We start from the raw sequence: 16228 nt of genomic DNA, 5'->3' as shown, positions 1-16228 counted from the left end.
TATTAAATGATATAGACACTTTTATGTTATATGAAGCGAGGAATTGATGAAATGGAAAGAATGAAAATACTAGATGTAAATTTTGCTGACATGACAGCTACACCATTTTTTCAAGTGGAGGCGAAAAATAGAATTAGATTCGATATAGAATTATTTGAGGGTAATTTGAGAGGATTAAGAGGGATTTTGACTGAACTTTTTAAAAGTCCTGATACAATTGATGTTTCATTTATTTCCGGTTACATAACATATGGTAAAAGTAAGAGAATAAATGAGAAAACAAAAATTGGAAGGTTCATGAAGATTAAGAATTGGGCAGAAACGAAAGTAGACGTTGATGATCTTGAAAGTACAATCATATTTACTACGATTAAAGGTGTACATGAAGATGAAGTATATAAGTATTGCAAGTATGTCGTTAATGGTGGTCAGCAAGCGTATATTTCTTTTTATAACGATACTTATTTATTGTATATAAGTACAGACGTTATTGACATTGTTTCACCAGATACAAGTTTAATAGAAAAGTTAAAACTTCAATACAGTGAAGCATATGATAAGTTTTATGAAACTATATTGACGGATTCGGAAATGTTTACAAGTGATAAGTAATTTCAAAGTGTTGATAGAAAGATATATGGAAAATGGAGATGGCACGTTGTTTTAAAATAATGTGATCTCACATTGCCATGCGTTTTAAGTTAACGATGAAGGGTTTCAAGACGACTTGGTGCAATTCATCCATATATATACCTAAAATTTTTCATTACAAGTACTACAATTTCTATTGCTCACTTTTACTTTATAAATTTAGGATGTAGTTTTACGTGTTAGTAGTAATTTCACTGTTTCTGCACAACTTCTGCACACATTTAGGTGATTTCTATGTCATGATATATTCCATAAGTGAAATATTTCACAAGAAATGAAATGTTTCTTTACGACGGTGTATGCATATTTACGCATACACGAAATAAGATTGACTCTTGTTATTCTTTTACATCAAAGCCCACATTACACTACGAAGTATAACAAGAAGGGGACAGGAACATGAATAATCGATTTTTAAAACAACTACAAAACTTGAAAATGAACAAAAAAAGTATAGGAGCTGTTGCATTAACAGCTGGAATTATCAGCACGACACTTATTCCTCAAAATGCATATGCGCACGGCTTTGTTGAAAAGCCTGGTAGCCGTTCCGCTTTATGTAGTCCAACTTATGGTGCTCTAAATGTAAACTGCGGAAGTGTTATGTATGAACCACAAAGTTTAGAAGCTCCAAAAGGATTCCCACAAGGTGGCCCAGTTGATGGGAAAATCGCTTCTGCAGGTGGAAAATTTGGCGGTATTTTAGATCAACAAACAGCAAATCGTTGGTTTAAAAATACAATCACTGGTGGGGAAAATACATTTACTTGGAAGTATACAGCACCTCACTTAACAAGCAAATGGCACTACTATATTACAAAAAAAGGATGGAATCCAAATAAAGCACTAACAAGAGCAGACTTTGAGCCAATTGGCACTGTACAACATGATGGTTCTGCAGCTTCAAATAATTTAACTCATAAAATCAATGTACCTACTGACCGTAGTGGATATCATGTGATTTTAGCTGTATGGGATGTAGCTGATACAGCAAATGCGTTCTATAATGTAATTGATGTGAATCTCATCAATAATGTGAAACCAGACACAGAAGCGCCAAGTATTCCAAATGGAATTCAGGCGCAAAAAGTAACAGCGAATAGTATAGAACTAACATGGAACGTTTCTACGGATAATGTAGGAGTAAAAGGGTACCAAATCTTCCGTAACGGAGAGATGATTGACACAGTACCAGGCACTTATTTTATTGATAAGAAATTACAACCAAGCACAGAATACACTTATACTGTAAAAGCAATTGACGCAGCTGGCAATGTATCGAAAGAAAGTACAGCGCTTACAGTGAAAACAACAGTTGAAGCTCCTGATACAGAAGCACCAACACAACCAAAAGGATTACATAGCATGGAAACAACAGCGTCAAGTGTGGATCTAATGTGGAGCCCATCTGATGATAACGTTGGAGTAGACTATTACGATATTTATAGAGAAATAGAAGGAACAATGAAAAAAATTGCAACATCCAATACGACTTCTTATATGGATAAAAATTTACTCGCTAATACTACTTATAAATATGCAGTGAAAGCAGTGGATATAGTTGGAAATGAATCCGTACAAAGTGATACGTTCACAATTACTACAAAAACTGAAAGCGCTTCATATGAAGCGTGGGATGCAAAGAAAGCATATAAAAAGGAAGATAGAGTTTTACACGAGGGAAAAGTGTATGAAGCAGTCCAGAATTATGAAGGACATGGGGATCCAAACTGGATTTTTGCTTTATCCTTATGGAAAACAGTGTAAGCTTTACCTCAAAATGAAATGAAAGATGATGGGCTTTGATGCAAAAAAAGGAAGTTTGAGAGTTAACTTTTCTGCTTATAAAAAAGACGACGTATTCAGCGTCGTCTTTTTGTATTAATCTAGAATATTCATCAAAGAGACTTTCAAACGAATAAGCTACAGAAAGGTTACTATACGAATACATAATGTAGAATCATATAGTAACATTTCTATTATGATAACACTTTCGTCATAAGAATATGTGGAATTCCATCTTCCATAAATACGTCGGAAGAAGTTTGATAGCCTAATTTTTCATAAAACCCTTCAGCTTGTGTTTGACCGTGTAGTTTAACTTTGTTTGCTTCTTTGTTACGAGCAATCTCTTCTAACTTTTGAATGATTACTTTGCCTAATCCGTATTTGCGATAGTCTTTTAAAATACAAATTCTTTCTAGTTTACCCATTCCGTCAACGAATCGTATACGGCCAGTTCCTACAGGAAGTTCATTATAATAAACTAATATATGTTTGCATGCCTCGCCAATTTGGTCATATGTATCGAATTCATCTTCAAGTGGGACACCTTGTTCTTTTACAAAGACTTCTTTTCGAATGTGAAAGGCAGTTTCTAAATCTGTAAGTTCTGTTATGAGTTTGGATTGCAAATTGTTCAGCCCTTTCTAGTGTGATATGAATGTGTTTTCATAGTATATCATACTGTAATGCTATAAAAGAAAAAACTGACTTGCAAAAGTCAGCCTTTAAAATGCTTAATATTCTTTTATACCGTTTTTTGTTCCGATGATCGCTTTGCTCGTCATATTGATAAATAATCCTGTTTCAACTACACCGGTAATCATCTTTAACTCTGTATGTGTATCATTTGGATTCAATATTTTGTTTGGAAAAATACAATCAATAATTAAATTGCCGTTATCAGTTATAAATGGTCCGCCATCTTTCATACGTAAACGCGTTTCGCATCCTAAAGATTGAATTCTCTTTTCAGTTTGCTTCCAAGAGAAGGGGATGATTTCAATAGGAAGTGGAAAGGTACCTAAATGTGAAACGAGTTTGGATTCATCTGCAATAATAATAAGTTCTTTAGAGGAGGTGGCAACAATCTTTTCGCGAAGTAATGCACCACCACCACCTTTTATTAATTGTAAATCATTATTGATTTCATCTGCTCCATCAATTGTGAGATCAAGTATATCAATTTCATTTAAAGAGATTAGCGGAATAGATAATTGTTTTGCTAATACTTCAGTTTCTTTTGATGTCGGTGTAGCTTGAATAGATAACCCTTCTTGTACACGGTGACCTAATTTTTGTATCGTCCAATATACGGTTGAACCCGTACCAAGTCCAATCGTCATACCATCTCTTACAAAGCCAGCAGCATATTCGCCTGCAAGCTGTTTTAAATTCATCATTTTACTCCGCCGGGCGTGATCCAGCATCTAAACCGGAATTTTCAACTGTAAGTATAGGGCGAACGGTAATATCTTTATGTACACGCATTTGGCACGATAATCGTAAGTGGTCTTCAATTCCTTTTTCCGTAATAGCTTGTTTTTCATCATTTGTCGCCTCACAAAAATCACCTGCAATGACTTCAACTCTACAAGTTGTACATCTTGCTTTGCCACCGCAACGATGAAGAATGTGTACACCGTTATCTTCAAGTGCTAAGACTAATTTCGTTCCTTCTTTAATATCGAAAGTTCCGGTACCTTCAACTGTTAATTTTGGCAAATTGATTCCTCCTCATGTAAAATGCTATATAACATATTTATGACCCGTATTCATGAACATAAACATAAAATTAATTATAAGCCCCGTAACTTTTTTATTTGTTCAATCGTTTATTAAGTAAGCGCTGAAAAGGAGTGGTTATTTTGTGCACAAAAGTAACTCAGGTTTTAAAGGATCATATCGATATGAATCATTCAAATATAAATTTTTTAATTACACATTATGCAGAGGTAAAAAGATACTGTACGTTTTTGACGAAAAACAAATGGGATGGGGAAGACCTTGCCCAAGAAGCAATTTGCAAAGTTCTTCAAAAGTATAGTGAGAAGGAAATTTGTATAACGCTTCTGTATAAAATTGCTCGAAATCAATGGTTAGATCAAATGAAATCAAAATCCGTTCAAGAAAAGTTAGAACAGCAAAATACATTTGAAGAACCACATGGGAAAATTGCAGATTTGCATGAAATGGTAGGGAAAGTATTGTCTTCGTTAAATGTGCAACAATCCGTAATTTTATTATTGAAGGATGTTTTTCAATATAGTATCGCGGATATTGCAAAAATATGCTCTGTATCAGAAGGGGCAGTGAAAGCATCTTTATTTAGGAGTAGAAATAGGCTGAAAACTGTAAATGAAGAAGGCATTGAAATAGTGGAGTACACGGATGATGTTGAAATCGTTGTAACTTCTATTCGAGAAGAAAGACCTGAATTGTTGACGAAACTTCTCCCAACAATAGATTTCACTAAGTTACCATCAATACAACCAGTGTTATTCTTCAGTATGAAACAATCTTCTTCTTACAGTTGTATGCTTAATGCGGCATAAAACAGATGGAGGGATTTATAATGAGTGTAATTCCTTACGTAATAGAACAAACGAAATTAGGAGAACGCTCCTATGATATATATTCAAGATTATTAAAAGACCGAATTATTATGATTGGTTCAGAAATTAACGATCAAGTTGCAAGCAGTGTAGTAGCACAATTATTATTTTTAGAAGCGGAAGATGCAGAAAAAGATATATTCCTGTATATCAATAGTCCGGGTGGTTCAACGACAGCGGGATTTGCAATATTAGATACGATGAACCTTATTAAACCAGATGTGCAAACACTTTGTATGGGCTTTGCGGCATCATTTGGTGCGCTTTTACTATTAGCTGGCGCAAAAGGAAAAAGATTTGCGCTTCCTAACAGTGAAATCATGATTCATCAACCACTTGGCGGTGTAAAAGGGCAAGCGACGGAGATTGAAATTACAGCAAAAAGAATTTTAAAGTTAAAACACGATATAAATAAAATTATCGCAGAGCGAACAGGGCAACCAGTTGAAAAAGTAGCACATGATACAGAAAGAGATTATTTTATGACGGCAGAAGAAGCGAAGGAATATGGAATTGTCGATGCAGTTATTGAGAAAAAATAACATAAAACAGGCTAGAGAATATACTAAATTCTCTAGCCTGTTTTTGTCATTCTTTATTCTTTTATCCATTCATCAACTAAAGCTTGATTCTTTTTAATCCATTTTCGCGCGGCTTCTTCCGGATCTTTCGTTTTATTTAGCATGACCATTAAAGTACCTAGTTGTTCATCGTTCATTTTCCATTGGTCAAAGTATTTCACAATATCCGGATGATCTTTTTCGAAACCTTTACGAACTGAGTAATAAATGTCATCTTTTTCACCATATACTTTCTTAGGGTCTTTTAAATATTTTAAGTCAAATTCTGAAAAGCCCCAATGAGGATTCCAAAGCGTAACAGCAATTGGTTTCTTTTTCGTATATGCCTTCTTTAGTTCGCTCATCATCGCAGCTTCTGAAGATTGGACAAGTTTTAGTTTTATATCATATTCCTTCATTGCTTTATTCGTTAAATTCATTAGGCTACTACCAGGTTCAATCCCAACAATTTTATTATCTAGCTCATCTTTATGTGCATTTAAATCTTCAATACTGTTAACGTTTTTCACATAAGAAGGGACGACTAAACCAAGCCCAGTACCTTCATACCATTTTGATTTTAAGACGAAGTCATCTTTGTAACGGGCATTTAATGGTTTATCTGTAACAGGAAGCCATACTTCTAGATTCGCATCAACATCACCACGTGCGACGCCAGTCCATATCGCAGCTTTTTCTAAATACATGAGTTCAACTTTATAGCCTTTTTCTTCTAATAAAACTTTCCACATATTTGCGGTTGCGATATTTTCTTTCCAACTTGTTACACCAAGTTTAATTTTTCCTTTCGAATTTGCATTTGTTGCATTACAAGAAGTGAAAATCATACTAATAAATAGTAACAGACTTATAATCCATATTTTTTTTCGCATTCAAAACCTCCTGTGAAGCTTTTGCTTTTTATAAATTAATCTATAAGTGAACCTTCTTATTATGAACGGAAACAAGAATTTTTAAAGAAATCTTATATATGTCATTTTTATGTAATATTTCTCTGTAAAATCGCAACACTATGTAAATAGATGGGTAGAAAAGGAGTAGTGACATGGATAATACAAAGGTACGTGTTGAAAATGTAACAAAAGTCTTTGGGAAACATCCGCAACGAGCGCTTACCTTATTAAAAGAAGGAAAAAGCAAATCGGAAATTTTAAAGGAGACAGGAATGAACGTTGGTGTGAAAAAGGCAACGTTTGAAGTATACACTGGAGAAATTTTCGTTATTATGGGTTTGTCTGGTAGTGGGAAATCAACGCTAGTTCGAATGCTAAATCAATTAATCAAACCGACAGCCGGGCATATATACATAGATGGTGAAGACATCGCAACGATGGGAAAAGAAGAATTGCGAAGAGTAAGAAGGACGAAAATGAGTATGGTTTTTCAGAAGTTTGCTTTATTTCCACATCGTACGGTAATACAAAACGTTGCGTACGGGTTAGAAATTCAAGGAGTTCCAGTAGAGGAACGAGAAAATAAGGCGTTAGAATCGCTACAGTTAGTAGGACTCGATCATCATAAAGATAATTACCCTAGTCAACTTAGTGGTGGTATGCAGCAGCGTGTTGGAATTGCAAGGGCACTAACGAATAATCCAGATGTATTACTAATGGACGAGTCATTTAGTGCATTAGATCCACTAATTCGAAAAGAAATGCAAGATGAATTGTTAGAGTTACAAGATAAAATGGAAAAAACAATTATTTTTATTACACATGATTTAGATGAAGCTCTTCGAATTGGTGATCGTATCGCATTAATGAAAGATGGAGAAATTGTCCAAATTGGAACACCGGAAGAAATTATGATGAGCCCTGCAAATGAATTTGTAGAGAAATTCGTGGCGGATGTGAATTTAGGAAAAGTAATTACGGCAGAATCTATTTTAAAAAGACCAGAAACGTTATTAATCGATCGTGGGCCGCGTGTAGCTCTGCAAATTATGAGAAATGCAGGTGTTTCTACGGTATATGTTGTGAACAAAAAGTATGAGTTTTTAGGTATTTTAACAGCGGATGATGCAAGTAAAGCAATGAAAAAACAATGGCCAATTGCTGATTTATTACTTAACGATATTCCACACGTTTATCTAGATACATTACTGGAAGAAACGTATGCAAAAATGGCGGAGATGAAATATCCATTACCCGTAATTGATGAAAAGAAAAGGTTGAGAGGAATTATTAAACGTGAAAGTGTCATTCAAGCTCTTGCAGGTAACATTGAGGAAGAGGTGAAAGACGATGAATAATATTCCGCGCATTCCATTAGGCGAATGGGTCGATTCATTTGTTGCAAGTTTATATGAGCACTTTGAAGGCTTGTTCCGAGGATTCTCCTATATTATCGGTGGATTTGTTGATTTACTCACTAATTTTTTAACAATAATACCAGCCATAGTGATGATTATCATCTTATGTTTCCTCATTTGGTACACAACGAGGAAATTATCTTTAGTCATTTTTACGCTCATCGGATTATTATTTATTTTAAATATTAACTACTGGGCACAAACGATGCAAACATTAGCGCTCGTACTTACGTCAGTTATTATTTCAATTATTATCGGAATTCCCATTGGCATTTTAGCATCTCAAAATGAACGTTTCTCAAAATTTTTAAAACCGACATTAGATTTTATGCAAACAATGCCGGCATTCGTCTATCTCATTCCCGCGATAACATTTTTTGGAGTAGGCGTCGTACCAGGCATTATTGCTTCCGTTATTTTTGCTATGCCACCGACAATCAGATTTACAGACTTAGGAATTAGACAAGTTCCAGAAGATTTAATTGAAGCTGCGAATGCGTTTGGCTCTACCGCATCACAAAAATTATTTAAAGTACAATTACCGCTCGCAACCGGAACGATCATGGCTGGCGTGAATCAAAGTATTATGCTTTCGTTATCAATGGTTGTAACAGCTTCACTTGTAGGAGCGCCAGGACTTGGCGTCGATGTATATCGCTCTGTAACACAAGTAAATATCGGAATGGGATTTGAAGCTGGACTAGCTATCGTCGTGATTGCGATTATATTAGACCGAATTACGCAAGGGTTTTATACAAAAAGAAAATAATTCAAAAAACACACTTTATACTACAAAGTGTGTTTTTTGAATTCGAATTACATCCGAACAATAACAGAACCTCCAGCTGGTGCACAAACTTGGTTTTGCTGTTGTTCCATTGATTTTATTAATTGATTATTTTCTTCGATTAATGAGATTAATTTAGCTAATTGGCTTTCAAGGCTTGCGATGCGCTGCATCATGTATTGCGAATCATAATGCAGTGTATTTCTTACTGGATGGGGGGAGTAAGCATATTGTTGATTTATATTTGGATTCCAATGAGGATACATTTGAATCGTTCCTCCTTCAATAAATTACTGATCTTTCTTATAGTAAATGCCTATGTATATGTAATGGTGACTTAAAAATTCTTTCAAACGAAGAGGATTATGTAGGGGGAATGGAAAAGTAATAAAGTACATTTTTTGGAAATTTTCAATCGGAATAGCAAATATATTAGGAGACAGCAACGTTCATGTAAATGGATATTATATGGGGAGAAATTATGAGAGGAGATGCTATTTTGGCTAATAATAAAAAAAGAAATGATGCTATGACAATTGGTGTCGCTATAGGTGTTGTAATCGGTGTAATTCCTGGTGTATTTAATGATAATATAGCAATCGGAATAGCGATTGGGATTGCAGTTGGAATGGGGATTACGCTTTTGAAGAAATAATGAGTTGTAAATTATTTTAATGTGAAAATTCTCATTTTAAGAGATTGAATTTTCGGAATATAAAACCTATTTTTCCTTTTTTTATGATATTATATATGCAAAGGATGGTGATGGATATGCCAATAAACAATCAAGCAGAACAAAACTGCTTCATTTGTGAAAAACATAAAGGGAACATTACAGTTCCAGGTGGAGCTATTTACGAAGATGAACTCATTTACGTTGGACATGTCCATTGGGATGCAGAAGAAACATATCTTGGTTATGTAATGATTGATATAAAGAGACATGTACCTGGTCTCGCTGAATTAACTGAAGATGAGGCAAAGGCATTCGGACTGATAACAAGTAGAGTAAGTAAAGCGCTTAAAGAAAGCGAAGGAGCAGAACATATTTATACTTTCGTTTCAGGTAATGGTGTACCACATTTGCATATGCACATTATTCCGCGTTATCCAAATACACCAAAAGAGTTTTTGTCACCGACTGAGGTAGCAAATTGGACTGGTGCACCACATGGAGATTCAGAGAAAATTAAAAAACTATGCGAAAGAATACGAAAGTATATGGTAAATGAGTATGCATACAACAAATAATGCACAATATTCATGGGTTGGAAGTAGGGAAATGTGTTTAGACGAAGTTTCAGTCAAGCAATATGGTGATATCGTACTTGGTAAATACGGCGGGAATATAAGTGCCGGAGCAAAAAAGAATGAAGACGGTGCATTAGTTTGGTCGAATGGCGATTGGGAATTCGCCGCTATTTTAGACGGACATAATAGTGCAGAAAGTGTTGATTTAGTAGTAAGTACGATTCAAGCAGAATATGAAAATATAAAAGTAATTATGAATGAACCGATTGAAACAGTATTTCGATCTGTTGAAAATCATATAATTACGATTTTTCAATCCCGCTCATTTAAAGAAAAATGCAAAAGAGTAAAAGGTGAAACAGCTTGCTTAATATGTGTAAGAAAAGAAAATTACATATGGTGGTTATCTATTGGCGATTGCCTAGTTTATGTATTTCATGATGAATTACATAAATTAGGACAATATACATTAAACCAACGTCAATTTTATGAATGGATTGGTAATGTAAACACGTTTGATTTACCCGTTCCATGCTATTCTTCAGGAATTCGTGAACTACGTACTGGAAAGAATCGAATTGTAATGGTGACAGATGGGGTATTAGAATGCGGGGAACGCCGTTATGAAACGCCATTAAACCTATACAGTGATATGAATAAAAATAATATAGCGCTTAAAGAAAATGTTCACAATATTTTAGAACACGTTCATCATCAATTAGGACGAGATAGTGCGACCATTATTAGTTGGGATTATGAAAATGATGCATATGCTACGTATCCGAGTGATCAGCCGGAGAAAATTAAAGTGAAAAAATAAAAAGGAGAGGGTTTTCTGTCAGTTACAAAAATATCCTTATTAATTTTATGGGTGCTATCTTTATTGGTTTTTGAAAGAATTGCGAGAAGACAGTTAAATATACCGAAACAAAAAAGATGGAATAACCAATATGTGAATGATACACATAAATGGGGAAATAGAATTATTATTTCCTCTTATATAGTTGTTATTGCTATAAGCACTTTTCTTCCAAATCGTATATATATGGGCTATGTACCTCTTTTGTTTTTTATTACGTTATATGGATTTCAATCATATATGGAGTGGAAATATGATAAGGAATCGCGGGAGTTTTTGATTTCATTATTAGGAGTTGCAGCATTAATAATAACAGGGTTCATACTATATTTCTTCCTTTAATATAGTATAAATTTAAAGGAAGAGGGAGAGAAGAAATGAAAAACCCTTTCTTACGTGCAGAATCGATCATTTTTAATGAAGATCATTCAAGAATACTCGTTCAATAACCGTTAATATAGTCCACTTTATTTTAAACAATTCAATGAAGTAATAGGAGGAATGATATTGAGAACCTATACATTTTGGATTATAATTTTTGTTTTTTGTATAGCGGGCTACTTTTTGGATCGATTTTTAAGAAAAAAATTGAATATGCCAAAGAGCGGGTTTTGGGGATATAATAAATATGTAAATAGCTTACATAAAAAATTGGAAATAGGACTGCTTTTTGTTTATTTAATAATTAGTTTTATTTACATCTTTAAATTCGAAAGCACTAATATTTGGTTTATCATTTTCACTTATTTAGGGGTTACGTGGATCCTAAGGACATGGATGGAATGGAAGTATGATAGAGAATCGAAAGAATATATTTTTTCGATAATTGGATTATTTGCATTTATTTTTATGACTTCGATGCTATTTTACTTCGTTCCACCTGCTGCATAATAAAATGATTATTGATGGTACAAATAATGAGATAACTAATTAATAAGAAACCATTCATCTATACATGAATGGTTTCTTATTATGTGTATGAAGTTCGGTCTTCGCAATTTAATCATTTATTTTAGCCAATATGGATTTAATGAAATTTGTTTTATCCTCTGCATATTTATGCTTATCATTTGGGTTAGCGGTTGAAAGTTGAATCTTTAACTGTTCATACTGCATACGAGAAGTTTTATTGTCTATTAAGTAATCTCTGAATTTTAATTGTTCTATTAAATATGGATTCCCTTGTTCATACATATGAATTTGATGAGTTCTTGGCTCACCTTTATTGAAATAATACCTTTCGGGTAATACATCTTTTCTATATTTATAATTTAATTGTTCTAGGTTCGTAATACATTTTAGACCACTTTTGGAATCTCTTAATTCCATCGCAATATCAATAATAGGTTTTGCGCTTAAATATGGAATGGAAGTACTTCCGATATGGTGTATCGCTAAAATATATTTTCCAATGTGTTCCTCAATTAATTGTTTTTCTTTTGAAAACTCAAATTCCCACTCTTCGGACCACGGAACTAAAAACACTTTACCATAGGGTAAACCTAGCATTTAATTAGCACCCCTTACATATTTTTTCAATAAAGTTACTTACATTTTCTTAAAGCTCCTCAATACAAGAAACTCCCACAATCTCCAAGGAAGAACCTTCTTCGCAAAGATCATAAATTTTACACCTTTCCCAATTGGGTATCGTAATGTAGTACGCCTTGCTTCAGCAATTTCTACGATTTTATTTGCAACATCCATCGGATTACCAAGTGTATCGTTGCCATTGTTTATGTGCTTTTGTATTTTATCCATATATTCTTTGTAAGGAGAGGTTGTATCAGATTGGTTTTCAGCTAATTGTTTACCAACTTCCCATATGTTCGTGTTATAAGAACCTGGTTCAAGTAAGGCAACGTCTATTCCGAAAGGTTTTACTTCTAAGCGAAGGGATTCACTCCAGCCTTCTAATGCATATTTTGAAGAAACGTAAGGGGATAAACCAGGGAATCCGACTTGGCCGCTAATGCTGCTAATATTAATGATTTTTCCGCTTTTCTGTTCTCTCATATATGGTAAGGCAAGCTGAGTGATTGATATAGCTCCAAAAAGGTTCGTTTCAAATTGTTTACGGTATTCCTCTACTGGAATTTCTTCTACAAAGCCCCCAGTTGCATATCCTGCATTATTAATGAGAAGGTCTACTCTGTTTATTTCTTTTAAAAATAATTGGAAGTTATGTATAGAACCTTGATCTGTTACATCTAATTGTTGAACTTTTATATTTTGTTGTAAGTGGAGTTTAGTAGCTTGAGATATTAAGTCTACTTGTTTTTCAAGATTTCGCATTGTAGCAATGACAAAATAGTCTTTTTTTGCAAGTTCAAGTGTCGTTAAAAGTCCGAATCCACTTGATGCCCCTGTAATAATCGCGATTTTTGTATTCATTGTTCGCTCGCTTTCTTTTTCTTTTATCATAACGAGTTATAAAGAGAAAATCTATTTATTGTATAAAGATATTTGATATAATTGAAAATAATTATCAATTAAATTTTGATTTTTACATAAAAGGAGTGTGGGTTTCATGGAGACTAACGGTTTTCATGATATTTTTCATAAATATTTTTATGGTTTACAAGTTGTAGAGGAAAGACATATGAATGTTCCAAAAACAATAGGTATGGGTGAAATACGAAGATGGACTTCGTTTTCAGGAATGGAAATTGTGTTATCAAATTATCAATTTCATAAAAATCATCGTATCCAGTTTGCATCTGATGCAGCAATGGTAGAGCTTAATTTTTGTTTACAAGGGTTCGGAGAAGTGCAAGTTAGTCATTCTTCGTATGAATTAATGACTGGAAATAGCTATTTATATTTTATGAATGATTTTGATGTAGTATTTGAATATGAAAAAGAAACGCCTCTATATTCATTAGCGATTGGGATTCCTGTACAATTGTTTAATCATTTCATGATGAATAATGCTATTGAAAAAATTCTTGATTTTCATTCTATATTAGGAAATCAATCTTTTAAAAAGTTTCAAAATCCAATTGATTCTATAACATCTAATCTTATTAAGAGAATGATAGAGCATCCCAAAAAGGATCGTATTAGTCAACTAGAATTAGAAAGTAAAGCGCTCGAATTGCTTTCTATACATTTGGGGAGAGTGTTGCTTAATGATTGTGACGCAAATAAAAGGAGTCAATTATCAAAACAGGATTTGAATAAAATAAAACAGGCTGAAGAAATTTTACTTCAACGAATGGAATCACCCCCATCATTATTAGAATTAGCTAAAATAGTAGAGTTAAATGATTATAAATTAAAAATTGGGTTTAAAGAATTATTTGGGATGTCCACATTTGCATATTTACGAGAAAAGCGTATGGAGCATGCGATAGATTTACTGCGTTCGGGAAATAGTAATGTGACCGAAACGGCATTTGCAGTTGGATACAATAATGTCAGTCATTTTTCAGAGTTATTTCGTAAAAAGTATGGAATGAATCCATCAGAATTTTTACGTATTTATTAACGTAAAACAGGAATAATCCGCTATACCGTAAATTCCTCCGTCATTTGGTAGTTGCTTTTTGTAATGGTCATTATAATTACAAACAACATCCAATTGGAAATAACTTTTTATGGAGGAATTTAAATGAAAGAACGGAATGAAAGTCATTTTTGGATATTTGTATTAACAGGAATGTTTCTTATTATAACAACGACGGGTTTTGCACGTATGGCATATGGAATTATATTGCCGTTTATGCAAGAAGGACTCCATTTATCTACAGCTCAAGCAGGTATGTTAGGAACTATACTCTTTTTAGGGTATTTATTAACAGTCGGAACATCTGGAATACTTACTATCCGTTTTGGAGCAAAATCAGTTTTATTAATAGGGAGTTGGCTCGTCGTTATAAGTTTAATAGGATTAGCATTTGTTTCCTCATTTTGGATAGCCTCTATTTTTATGCTATGTTCTGGAGCTGGAAGTGCTCTTGTATATACACCACTCATGTCAATAACAGTAGGATGGTTTCCAGAAAAAAGAGGAATTGCAATGGGGCTATTATTAAGCGGTGCTGGCATAGGCATGCTATTTAGTGGAATAATTGTTCCTTATATAGTACGTACATTTCCAGAGTATAGTTGGCGTGGTTCATGGCTTTTGTTTGGAATTATTACATGTATTGTTGTATTCGTTGCCTCAATTGTTTTGAAAAATCCAGAAGTTACTGAAGATGAGGGGGAAAGGAATAATAAGTCGTTTTTATGGAAAACGAAAGAGCTATACATCATTGCATGGATGTATTTTATTGTGGGCGTTGTTTATTTAATTCCAAATTTATATCAAACTAGTTTTATGATTAATAATGGTATTGCGGCATCAATTTCGGGAACTGTTTATGCGATTGCAGGAATGTTTTCAATCGTAGGAGCTCCTGTCTGGGGATTGATTTCGGATCGGATTGGTATAAAGAAGACGTTATGTATTGCACTTTTATTAGCTGTAATAGGTGATATGATTCCAATTATATTTGGACATATCATTGGCTTTATCATGTCGGCAATTATTTGGGGTTCCAGCCTCGGAGGTATCCTTTTATTAATTCAAGTTGCTGCTTCAAAGCAAGTATCTCCGAAATATGTCTCAATGGCAATTAGTTTTATATCCGTTTTCTATGCAGTTGGTCAAATGATTGGACCAGGACTTGCAGGATGGATTATCGGGGAAAGTGGATATACAACAGCTTATGGATTAGGTGCTTTTGGTTTCTTTATGTGCATATGTTTGGGATTAAGGCTAAAAAGAGGGGATCTGGCAAACTCAGCGTATATAGAGAAGTGAGTATTGTCTTGAAATGAATCTTTTTAATGGGGGGAAGCAAAGTGTTCCATGTTAAAGACGTATTAGCAGATCAGTTATTAGCAAATGCGAATGATCCCAGTTGGTATATTCCATTTTCAGATGCAGTTAAGGATTTATCTGAGAGAGAAGCTTTCTGGAAACCGAATGAAGAGTGTAATAGTATAGCTGAAATTGTACAACATTTACTGTATTGGAATACGACGTGGCAAACTAGGTACAAAGAATCAAATGTTAATGCTGTGCCCGCTATTGGTGATAATAACAAAAGTTTTATGCTATCAGATAATCAAACATTTGAAGAGTTAAGAGAAAAACTATTAGAGAAACTGTTACAATGGCAAAGTCTCATAAATGAAGACAAGGTTGAAAGTGATGTAATTGGATTTCCTGTATCTGCGAAGTGGTGGGAAGTATTAGCTAATGTAACGACTCATAACGCGTATCACATTGGTCAAATTATTTACATTCGGAAATTACAGAAGGGTTTTGATAATGAATAAGATAATAATTCTCAAATTAGGTGAACAAAAGTGGACAAAACGAGACAGATGTCTCATTTT

Annotated in this window: 21 protein-coding genes; 14 read left to right on the top strand and 7 right to left on the bottom strand. The window is 33.9% G+C overall.

Going from position 1 to position 16228, the window contains the following annotated elements; translation table 11 throughout:
- The first annotated feature begins 51 nt into the window (after nucleotides 1-51).
- Together QCI77_RS13910 and QCI77_RS13905 are read left to right on the top strand one after the other, a co-directional pair.
- Nucleotides 52-612 carry a phosphatase gene (locus QCI77_RS13910; RefSeq protein WP_353825775.1) on the top strand — a complete coding sequence of 187 codons (561 nt, stop codon included), beginning with the start codon at nucleotides 52-54 and terminating at the stop codon, nucleotides 610-612.
- A gap of 438 nt (nucleotides 613-1050) precedes the next feature.
- Complete coding sequence (locus QCI77_RS13905) at nucleotides 1051-2418, top strand: lytic polysaccharide monooxygenase (protein WP_353825065.1); 1368 nt, start codon at nucleotides 1051-1053, stop codon at nucleotides 2416-2418.
- 212 nt (nucleotides 2419-2630) lie between these two features.
- Here the strand turns inward: QCI77_RS13905 and QCI77_RS13900 are convergent, their stop codons facing one another.
- The 3 genes from QCI77_RS13900 to QCI77_RS13890 all read right to left on the bottom strand — a co-directional run bounded on the left by QCI77_RS13900 (nucleotide 2631) and on the right by QCI77_RS13890 (nucleotide 4158).
- Entirely contained in the window at nucleotides 2631-3065 is a 435-nt protein-coding gene (locus QCI77_RS13900) for a GNAT family N-acetyltransferase (protein ID WP_002189834.1), read from the bottom strand.
- Between the two features lie 105 nt (nucleotides 3066-3170).
- Nucleotides 3171-3833 (bottom strand): ribose 5-phosphate isomerase A, encoded by a 663-nt coding sequence (gene rpiA / locus QCI77_RS13895; RefSeq protein WP_353825064.1) that lies wholly within the window; start codon nucleotides 3831-3833, stop codon nucleotides 3171-3173.
- A 4-nt stretch (nucleotides 3834-3837) separates the two neighbouring features.
- Entirely contained in the window at nucleotides 3838-4158 is a 321-nt protein-coding gene (locus QCI77_RS13890) for a 2Fe-2S iron-sulfur cluster-binding protein (RefSeq protein ID WP_002189833.1), read from the bottom strand.
- A 143-nt stretch (nucleotides 4159-4301) separates the two neighbouring features.
- Between QCI77_RS13890 and QCI77_RS13885 the strand changes: the two genes are divergently transcribed.
- A complete protein-coding gene (locus QCI77_RS13885; protein WP_002127730.1) occupies nucleotides 4302-4988 on the top strand; it encodes an RNA polymerase subunit sigma-70 in 687 nt (228 codons plus the stop codon).
- 20 nt (nucleotides 4989-5008) lie between these two features.
- On the top strand, nucleotides 5009-5590 hold the full coding sequence (gene clpP, locus QCI77_RS13880) for an ATP-dependent Clp endopeptidase proteolytic subunit ClpP (RefSeq protein WP_002085123.1): 582 nt from the start codon (nucleotides 5009-5011) through the stop codon (nucleotides 5588-5590).
- A gap of 53 nt (nucleotides 5591-5643) precedes the next feature.
- On the opposite strand, the gene QCI77_RS13875 is transcribed toward clpP, so the two are convergent.
- Nucleotides 5644-6501, bottom strand: coding sequence for a glycine betaine ABC transporter substrate-binding protein (locus QCI77_RS13875; protein WP_002085124.1), 858 nt, complete (start codon nucleotides 6499-6501; stop codon nucleotides 5644-5646).
- 173 nt (nucleotides 6502-6674) lie between these two features.
- On the opposite strand from QCI77_RS13875, the gene QCI77_RS13870 reads away from it, so the two are divergent.
- On the top strand, nucleotides 6675-7880 hold the full coding sequence (locus tag QCI77_RS13870; protein WP_002013036.1) for a quaternary amine ABC transporter ATP-binding protein: 1206 nt from the start codon (nucleotides 6675-6677) through the stop codon (nucleotides 7878-7880).
- Nucleotides 7873-8709 (top strand): ABC transporter permease, encoded by an 837-nt coding sequence (locus QCI77_RS13865; protein WP_002127727.1) that lies wholly within the window; start codon nucleotides 7873-7875, stop codon nucleotides 8707-8709. Before QCI77_RS13870 ends, QCI77_RS13865 begins: the two co-directional genes overlap by 8 nt.
- Before the next feature lie 47 nt (nucleotides 8710-8756).
- Here QCI77_RS13865 and QCI77_RS13860 read toward each other — a convergent pair whose 3' ends face one another.
- Nucleotides 8757-8993: a hypothetical protein gene (locus tag QCI77_RS13860; protein ID WP_002085127.1), complete on the bottom strand. Its 237-nt coding sequence runs from the start codon at nucleotides 8991-8993 to the stop codon at nucleotides 8757-8759.
- Between the two features lie 215 nt (nucleotides 8994-9208).
- On the opposite strand from QCI77_RS13860, the gene QCI77_RS13855 reads away from it, so the two are divergent.
- The 5 genes from QCI77_RS13855 (at nucleotide 9209) to QCI77_RS13835 (ending at nucleotide 11728) form a co-directional block, all read left to right on the top strand.
- Nucleotides 9209-9382, top strand: a complete 174-nt coding sequence (locus QCI77_RS13855) for a glycine zipper domain-containing protein (protein ID WP_002085128.1) — start codon at nucleotides 9209-9211, stop codon at nucleotides 9380-9382.
- A 104-nt stretch (nucleotides 9383-9486) separates the two neighbouring features.
- Entirely contained in the window at nucleotides 9487-9978 is a 492-nt protein-coding gene (locus QCI77_RS13850; RefSeq protein WP_353825774.1) for an HIT family protein, read from the top strand.
- Nucleotides 9956-10798 (top strand): PP2C family serine/threonine-protein phosphatase, encoded by an 843-nt coding sequence (locus QCI77_RS13845; protein ID WP_353825062.1) that lies wholly within the window; start codon nucleotides 9956-9958, stop codon nucleotides 10796-10798. The genes QCI77_RS13850 and QCI77_RS13845 overlap by 23 nt, the downstream gene beginning before the upstream one ends.
- Before the next feature lie 63 nt (nucleotides 10799-10861).
- Entirely contained in the window at nucleotides 10862-11179 is a 318-nt protein-coding gene (locus tag QCI77_RS13840; protein WP_353825061.1) for a DUF4181 domain-containing protein, read from the top strand.
- Nucleotides 11180-11344: 165 nt separating this feature from the next.
- The gene (locus tag QCI77_RS13835) at nucleotides 11345-11728 is read left to right on the top strand and encodes a DUF4181 domain-containing protein (protein ID WP_002142055.1); all 384 of its coding nucleotides are present in this window, start codon (nucleotides 11345-11347) and stop codon (nucleotides 11726-11728) included.
- Between the two features lie 108 nt (nucleotides 11729-11836).
- Here the strand turns inward: QCI77_RS13835 and QCI77_RS13830 are convergent, their stop codons facing one another.
- Both QCI77_RS13830 and QCI77_RS13825 read right to left on the bottom strand, forming a co-directional pair.
- Nucleotides 11837-12346: a GrpB family protein gene (locus tag QCI77_RS13830; protein WP_353825060.1), complete on the bottom strand. Its 510-nt coding sequence runs from the start codon at nucleotides 12344-12346 to the stop codon at nucleotides 11837-11839.
- Nucleotides 12347-12385: 39 nt separating this feature from the next.
- On the bottom strand, nucleotides 12386-13231 hold the full coding sequence (locus QCI77_RS13825; RefSeq protein ID WP_242245698.1) for an oxidoreductase: 846 nt from the start codon (nucleotides 13229-13231) through the stop codon (nucleotides 12386-12388).
- Between the two features lie 136 nt (nucleotides 13232-13367).
- Here QCI77_RS13825 and QCI77_RS13820 point away from each other — a divergent pair, with 136 nt between their 5' ends.
- From QCI77_RS13820 to QCI77_RS13810, 3 genes are all read left to right on the top strand, one after another.
- Entirely contained in the window at nucleotides 13368-14327 is a 960-nt protein-coding gene (locus QCI77_RS13820; protein ID WP_353825059.1) for a helix-turn-helix domain-containing protein, read from the top strand.
- A gap of 123 nt (nucleotides 14328-14450) precedes the next feature.
- Nucleotides 14451-15647, top strand: a complete 1197-nt coding sequence (locus QCI77_RS13815; protein WP_353825058.1) for an MFS transporter — start codon at nucleotides 14451-14453, stop codon at nucleotides 15645-15647.
- Between the two features lie 41 nt (nucleotides 15648-15688).
- On the top strand, nucleotides 15689-16168 hold the full coding sequence (locus QCI77_RS13810; protein ID WP_353825057.1) for a DinB family protein: 480 nt from the start codon (nucleotides 15689-15691) through the stop codon (nucleotides 16166-16168).
- Nucleotides 16169-16228: the final 60 nt, after the last annotated feature.

The sequence above is a fragment of the Bacillus cereus group sp. MG9 genome (genome assembly GCF_040459995.1).
Lineage (GTDB): Bacteria > Bacillota > Bacilli > Bacillales > Bacillaceae_G > Bacillus_A > Bacillus_A mycoides.
This window is presented reverse-complemented; position numbering and strand designations above follow the sequence as displayed.